This window comes from Vibrio sp. 1978, from assembly GCF_033344345.1.
The window spans coordinates 1-538 of sequence record NZ_JAWPOP010000925.1; the positions used below are offsets into that span (position 1 = coordinate 1).

Genomic DNA, 538 nt, shown 5'->3' on the forward strand with positions numbered 1-538 from the left:
TGCGCTGCCGCCAGTTGCACCTAGTTTCTCGTTTAGCGCTTTTGCCGCACGATCTAGGTCCATTTTAGCTTTACCTAGCGCGCCATCCCAGTAGATTGGCCACGTTAGTTCAGTACCGATGTAGCTGTAAGCGACTGTCTTACAACCTTCCGCTAATACACCAGCGTCAGAAAGTGCATTGATCCAAAGTTCCCAGTCTTCACCACCCATTACGGTTACTGTGTCTTTGATTTCTTCTTCTGTCGCAGGCTCAACGCTTGCTTCAATGATTACGTCTTTGTTGGTATCAACCGCTGTCGATGTGTAAGTCTCACCGATAGGTTTAAGAGCTGAACGAATAAGCTCACCTGTTTCTGGCATTTTACGCACTGGTGAAGCCAGTGAGTAAACCACCATATCAACCTGACCTAGGTCTTCTTTGATCAGATCAATGGTTTTCTGTTTCGCTTCGTTTGAGAAAGCATCGCCGTTTAGGCTTTTCGCGTATAGGCCTTCTTCACGAGCAAGCTTTTCAAAAGCTGCCGCATTGTAGAAGCCT

The 538-nt window shown here is 47.0% G+C and carries 1 pseudogene; it reads right to left on the reverse strand.

Going from position 1 to position 538, the window contains the following annotated elements:
- Positions 1 to 538: pseudogene (locus R8N49_RS29895) on the reverse strand (bifunctional NADH-specific enoyl-ACP reductase/trans-2-enoyl-CoA reductase); the annotation flags it as partial.